This is a genomic window from Photobacterium rosenbergii (assembly GCF_003026455.1).
GTDB lineage: Bacteria > Pseudomonadota > Gammaproteobacteria > Enterobacterales > Vibrionaceae > Photobacterium > Photobacterium rosenbergii.
The window spans coordinates 169,138-175,462 of record NZ_PYMB01000008.1; the positions used below are offsets into that span (position 1 = coordinate 169,138).

At 38.7% G+C, this 6,325-nt stretch carries 5 protein-coding genes; 4 read left to right on the top strand and 1 reads right to left on the bottom strand.

Features of this window, described 5'->3' with window-relative positions:
• Window positions 1-2 precede the first annotated feature (2 nt).
• Both C9J01_RS17345 and C9J01_RS17350 read left to right on the top strand, forming a co-directional pair.
• Entirely contained in the window at window positions 3-1,055 is a 1,053-nt protein-coding gene (locus tag C9J01_RS17345) for an EpsG family protein (protein WP_107299387.1), read from the top strand.
• On the top strand, window positions 1,055-2,047 hold the full coding sequence (locus tag C9J01_RS17350) for a WaaS/CpsH family glycosyltransferase (protein WP_107299388.1): 993 nt from the start codon (window positions 1,055-1,057) through the stop codon (window positions 2,045-2,047). Before C9J01_RS17345 ends, C9J01_RS17350 begins: the two co-directional genes overlap by 1 nt.
• 66 nt (window positions 2,048-2,113) lie before the next feature.
• On the opposite strand, the gene wecA is transcribed toward C9J01_RS17350, so the two are convergent.
• Window positions 2,114-3,166, bottom strand: a complete 1,053-nt coding sequence (gene wecA, locus C9J01_RS17355; protein ID WP_107299389.1) for a UDP-N-acetylglucosamine--undecaprenyl-phosphate N-acetylglucosaminephosphotransferase — start codon at window positions 3,164-3,166, stop codon at window positions 2,114-2,116.
• 272 nt (window positions 3,167-3,438) lie between these two features.
• Between wecA and C9J01_RS17360 the strand changes: the two genes are divergently transcribed.
• The gene (locus tag C9J01_RS17360; protein ID WP_107299390.1) at window positions 3,439-4,812 is read left to right on the top strand and encodes an MBL fold metallo-hydrolase RNA specificity domain-containing protein; all 1,374 of its coding nucleotides are present in this window, start codon (window positions 3,439-3,441) and stop codon (window positions 4,810-4,812) included.
• Between the two features lie 185 nt (window positions 4,813-4,997).
• Entirely contained in the window at window positions 4,998-6,164 is a 1,167-nt protein-coding gene (locus C9J01_RS17365) for a nucleotide sugar dehydrogenase (RefSeq protein WP_107299391.1), read from the top strand.
• Window positions 6,165-6,325: the final 161 nt, after the last annotated feature.

A 6,325-nucleotide genomic window follows, 5' to 3' on the forward strand; every position in this document is an offset into this window, starting at 1 on the left:
CAATGAGCAATTATTTAATTATTCCATTTTTTTCTTTACTACTCTCATTATCATCGGTTGATAATAGGGTCATAGTAAAAAACATTCAGTTTATATCGTTCGCTTTTTTCTGTGCAGTATTTATTGGTGTTAAGTATAATTCAGATCCTGATTTTAATGAATATATAAACTTTGTTAATTTATCTCTTGAGTTAGACTTTAACTTATATCTAGACCAATTATTTGTAGAACCATCTTATTATTTCGTTTCTCGAATATTTGGCTCAGGTGTTTTTTTTATTTTTGCCTTATATTCACTTTTTGCTTTATATGTTTTTTACTCAAAGTACGAAGGTGTTGGACATTTTGCTTATTTGTTTTGTTTAAGCACAATTTTCTATTTAATTTTCTTTATTCAAATTAGATGGGGAGTTGCAATAGTTTCTATTGCTTTAAGTTATTATTACTTTCAATGTAAAAAATATCATTTACATTTGATTTTCTCGGTTATATCTTTAATAAGTCATTTTTTTTCGCTGCCTTTTATACTACTAATTTATTGTTCGGCTTATTTTAGCTATAACAAGGCATTATATTTACTTGTTTTTTATATAATTATTGATTTTGTTTTAGGTATAAATTTAATAAGCATTCTATCTTATATTTCAAGTTTTGGGCTTTTACCGGAATATATCAATTATAAGTTATCTGCTTATGTGCAAGCTTTTCAACATTCTGAGCCATTTTATTATTTATATCTATTTAAATATATTTCTCTCATATTAATAATTCATTTATTTATAAAAGATGATAACTGTTATGGGTTGAATACATATTATATATTGCTGGTATTGTTTTTTTACTCATTAATAGATGTTGGTTTATTTTCCCAACGTACTTCTGCATTAATTGAAATTTTCTTTAGCCTTTCTTTTGCTACGGCTTTATTTAAGTTGTTTGATTTTAAGAAAGCATGGCTTATATTTTTTATTATACTAAGCTGTAGTTGGTCATTTAATCTGTTCCTCCTTTTTTGGAAGGGCTCTCTTTTTGAATATAAACACTTATTGTTCTAATGAAAAAAATTTTAATCATAGGCTATGAATTTCACGGCTATTTGGATCGTTTAACAACTAAGTTGAACGATTCGGGTTATATTGTTGACTGTATAACCCACCGACAAATTTTTGAATGTTACCCTATTTTTTTGCGGAAAGCCGCTTACATTTCTTATAGATTACTTTGCCGGTTATTATCCAAGTCATCCTTTTCACCTAAACTTTATTCATTATTTTGTTCAAAATTTCAAACAAGCTTTATAAAGAAGATTGTTAGTCAGTTATCATCGGTCCAATTTGATTTGGTACTAATTGTTGGAACTCATGAACTTGATACATTAGGTGTCGAGCTGTTGAAGGATAAAATCAGTGCACAGAAATGGGCTTTATATAAGTGGGATGCTGAAAATAGGTATTCATTACAACATATTCATTCTTATTTTGATGCAGTTTTCAGTTTTCAGTTATCTGATTCAATAGATGGAGTGCACTTTTTGCCTAATTTCCATTTCGTTGAACCTTATAAAAATATACATGTAAACAGAGATATTGATCTTACAGCGGTTTCTATTTTTGATAAGGCTAGATATAAAGAGTTGTCGGATTTCTATAACCGCCTGAAGCCAAAGGAATATCGGATCAGTTTTGTTAGCAATAAGCAACTCAATTTACCTTTCACTACAAATGAACGTGTCGATCACCAACGTTTGTTATCTTATTATAAAAAATCAAAGTTGGTATATGATTTTTCACCGAAAAATCAAAGTGGTATGTCACAACGTGTTTTAGAGGCATTGGCTAGTGGCTGTAATGTAGTCACTCAAAATCAAGACGCTCTAACGCTATTTGGTCGATCAGGTCGTGTTTTTTCCCCAGATTCATTTTTTTCTACAATTGATTCTGTTTCAATAACTAGTGAAAGTATTGATTCATTAGCTGAGCAATGTTATTGCGTTAATTGGTTTGAGGAAATTTATAGGGTCTCGCATATACCATCTGAAAATCTATGATATTTGCAACAAAAAAACCGAATAGTTCATATCTATTCGGTTTTTCTTTGATTAGTAGTGCTTATGTTAGTTTTTATCAGTGAACCTTTTTATTAAAGCTGTTACTTTCCATATATTCAGCAATATGGATAAATATATCGTGAATGTAGCAATGAATAACCAAAACATAATGTATTCAGGTAACGAGTGCATTTCACCGTAAATACCGAATGATGCAAATGCTGTTGCCATGCTACATATGGCAATCAAAGTTTGTACTGAGTTTAGACCTAACCTTTGAAAAATATGATGCAGGTGCTCTCGATCTGGCTTGAAGGGAGAATCACCACGTCTGATTCTTCTAATCATTATTGCAGCCATATCCATCAGTGGAATGGCTATCAACCACAACGCTGTTACAGGGCGAAGTGGTGATTTAATGCCGTTTTGGCTGGCCAATAGTAACATCCAGATCACAGTAAACCCTATCAGCATACTTCCAGCATCCCCCATAAATACTTTTCTTCTTCGCCCAAATGCTCCTAAGTTGAGTAGGATATAGGGCAGAATTGCTATAACAATGATCATTAATATGTATGCCAAGTTCCCTTGACCTTCATGATTCAATATAAAAGCAAGTGAAGAGAAGGTAACGATGGATAACCCACCGAGTAACCCGTCGATCCCATCAACCATATTAAATGCGTTAATAGCTCCAATTACTGCAATGACAGTAATCAGGTAGCCGAAAACACCAAGATCTATGTCACCGAACCCGATTAAATTACCCAAGGTATGTAATTCAAGACCCGCGAAGTAAATCATGCAGATAGACAAGGCACCCTGGAGGAGCATTCTCAGTTTGAAATCGACATCAAACTTATCATCTAGTGCTCCAACGACCGTTAGGGTTGTTATACAAAATACAAAGAGGCCAGAATCATTCAATATTTCAGGCTTGTAGTACAAAAATTGAGCTAAGCAGATGCATATAGATATGCCCCCAACAAGTGGTACTGCCCCTTGGTGATGCTTTCTTGCATTGGGTTTATCAACGAGGCCAATGCGCTTTGCAAATTTTCGTAGGAGAAATAGAGCTGTTAGAGATGAGAAAAAGACGAAAAAGAAGTCTGCAAACATTGGATACTACTAGTGCTATGAGGTAATGGTCATAGTAAATTTTAACAAGAATTAGCTGCTTAAAGAAGTCTTAAGAGTAACTCAATAGTAACTGTTTATATGGGCAAGCTCTATTATTGATAAGTTAGTGACTCCTTACCTCTTGATTTTACTGATTTATAATGAATTTGTTTATTGTTTTTTGAGATGTCACACTAATCGTTTTTCGTTGATTAATGCGGGTATTGTTTTTTTTGCCATCATGGTTATCAATTACTTTGAAGGTGTGGCAAATGAACGTTATACATCACGGCGCTTACAATGGTGTCACCGGCTCTTGCCATGAGTTGCAGTGGCAACAGTATGGTATTTTGGTTGACTGCGGTTTGTTTCAGGGCGAGGAAGCACCAAAAGTATTGGATATCGAGTTTCCAGTCACGCATATCCAAGCTTTGGTGATAACCCATTGCCATATAGATCATATTGGGCGGATCCCTTGGTTGCTGGCAGCAGGCTTCAGGGGGCTAATCTATGCAACCGAAGCAACAGCAGCCTTATTGCCCCTTATGCTCGAAGATAGCCTGAAAATCCAGTTGAGTTTAAACGAAAGACAACGCAATACCTTTCTCTCCTTGATAAGAAGCCTTCTCCGCCCGGTTCCCTTTGGGTGCCAAGCTCCTATTACCTTGCCGAATGGCGACAGGCTAACTCTGTATTTCCGTCAAGCTGGGCATATATTGGGTTCGGCATTTGTCGAAATTGTCATGCCGGATGAGCGAGTGGTCGTTTTTTCGGGGGATCTTGGTCCTTCCAATACACCTTTGTTGGTTGACCCTATTTCACCAAAGCGCGCAGATGTATTAGTGCTCGAAAGCACCTATGGAAACAGGGTACATGAATGCCAGTCAGAGCGATCTGATATGTTAAAGCAGATTATAGAGCGGTCTTTGCTAGATGGCGGCGCAATACTAATCCCTGCTTTCAGTGTTGGCCGTACTCAAGAGTTGCTATTTGATATCGAGATCCTGATTGCAGATTCTTTAATGCCGTTATTGCAAGTTAATCAACAACAGATGAAATGGCTGGAGCTGCCGGTTGTACTGGATTCGCCCTTAGCTGGTGAGGTAACTGAACAATATAATTTATTCCACCGCCTATGGGACACAGAGGCAAAGAGCCGCAAGAGTTGTGGACGCCACCCTCTATCATTCGAGCAATGTATTACCATTGAATCCCACCAGCAGCACCAATCAATCGTAAATCGTCTTCAATCAACCAACGAGCCTGCCATTATTGTTGCTGCTAGTGGTATGTGTAGTGGAGGTCGGATAGTGAATTATCTCGAGGCCCTATTACCAGATCCTCGCACTGACATCGTGATAGTCGGCTATCAGGCCAAAGGTACATTGGGGTATTCACTTGCTGTAGGTGAAAAGAGGGTGAAGATTAACAATCAGTGCATTGAGGTGAGAGCGAAGGTACATAACCTTTCTGGCTATTCGGCTCATGCAGATAAGAATGACCTGATTAAGTTTGTTGCTAATATCGAGCAAGGACCACAAGAAATTCATATTGTTCATGGTGATTACCGTGCGCAATCTAGGCTCGCCAATGCATTGCGTGAATTAAGGCCGGACAGTGAAGTTTTGGTTTCCGCTGAAGGGTAAAGATTGAATTGATCTCACTTTTACTTGATCTTAGATATTATCAGCTAGGGTTGCTGCTATGCTCTGTGAAATAACTAGAGTAGTATCCATGCGAGTGAAATATTTGAAGAGTCATAATATTGCGGACAATCATTCAGTATGGCTCGAGGCTATTACTGGTTCGCACTAGAAATTGAGGTTGAGTAATGAAAATTACCGTAGCGGGCACTGGATATGTAGGCCTGTCAAACGCTGTTCTGCTGGCACAGCACAATGAAGTCGTTGCATTGGATATTATTCAAGACAAAGTAGACTTGATTAACAAAGCTATTTCTCCAATTGAAGACAAAGAGATTTCTCAGTACTTGTCTGAGAAAACGCTGAACTTGAAAGCGACCACGGATAAAGAGTCGGCATACCAGAATGCAGATTTCGTCATTATCGCGACCCCAACCGATTATGACCCGATCACCAACTACTTCAATACCTCTTCTGTTGAAGCGGTGATCAATGATGTCTTGGCGATCAACCCTCAAGCGGTAATGATCATTAAGTCTACCGTGCCTGTGGGGTATACCCAGCGAGTCAAGGAAGAACTGGGCTGTGGTAACTTACTGTTCTCGCCTGAGTTTTTACGTGAAGGTCGTGCCTTGTACGATAACCTTTACCCGTCCCGTATCATTGTCGGTGAAAAATCCGAGCGCGCAGAAGTGTTTGCTAACCTTCTGGTGCAAGGGGCAGAGAAAGAGGATATTCAGGTACTGTTCACCGACTCCACTGAAGCGGAAGCGGTTAAACTTTTCTCTAATACTTATCTTGCAATGCGTGTGGCCTACTTTAACGAGTTGGATTCTTATGCCGAGGCCCACGGTTTGGATAGCCGCCAAATCATTGAAGGTGTAGGTCTCGACCCTCGTATTGGCAACCATTACAACAACCCGTCCTTTGGTTACGGCGGTTACTGCTTGCCGAAAGACACCAAACAACTGTTAGCCAACTACCAGTCGGTACCGAATAACATTATCGGTGCAATTGTTGATGCTAACCGTACCCGCAAAGACTTCATTGCAGATTCAATTATCGCCAAGCGCCCGAAAGTCGTTGGTGTTTATCGTCTTATCATGAAAGCGGGCTCCGATAACTTCCGCGCTTCCTCTATTCAGGGGATCATGAAGCGTATCAAGGCCAAAGGTATCCAAGTCGTTGTCTACGAGCCGGTACTTAAAGAAGATGACTTCTTCCAGTCCAAGGTGATCAAGGACCTTGAAGAGTTCAAGCAAATCTCTGACGTGATTGTCTCCAACCGTATGGCAGAAGAACTCGCTGACGTAGAAGAGAAGGTTTACACCCGTGACCTGTTCGGGGCGGACTAATCGCTTTCAGCTTTGGGCCCTTGGAAGATAGGGCCCTTATATGGACTCCCTTGGGAAATCAACAAAGAAACAAAACTAAAACAAGGTATAGATGCGCACTTATATACGGGCTTTTTTGGGGAGCTACCCCGCCCTAAAATGTAGTCGCACCAGTAAGCTAA

What these genes read in the sequence shown, in the direction of transcription:
- C9J01_RS17345 (WP_107299387.1), top strand. Translation starts at nt 3, where the DNA reads ATGAGCAATTATTTAATTATTCCATTTTTTTCTTTACTACTCTCATTA.
- C9J01_RS17350 (WP_107299388.1), top strand. Translation starts at nt 1,055, where the DNA reads ATGAAAAAAATTTTAATCATAGGCTATGAATTTCACGGCTATTTGGAT.
- wecA (WP_107299389.1), bottom strand. Translation starts at nt 3,166, where the DNA reads ATGTTTGCAGACTTCTTTTTCGTCTTTTTCTCATCTCTAACAGCTCTA.
- C9J01_RS17360 (WP_107299390.1), top strand. Translation starts at nt 3,439, where the DNA reads ATGAACGTTATACATCACGGCGCTTACAATGGTGTCACCGGCTCTTGC.
- C9J01_RS17365 (WP_107299391.1), top strand. Translation starts at nt 4,998, where the DNA reads ATGAAAATTACCGTAGCGGGCACTGGATATGTAGGCCTGTCAAACGCT.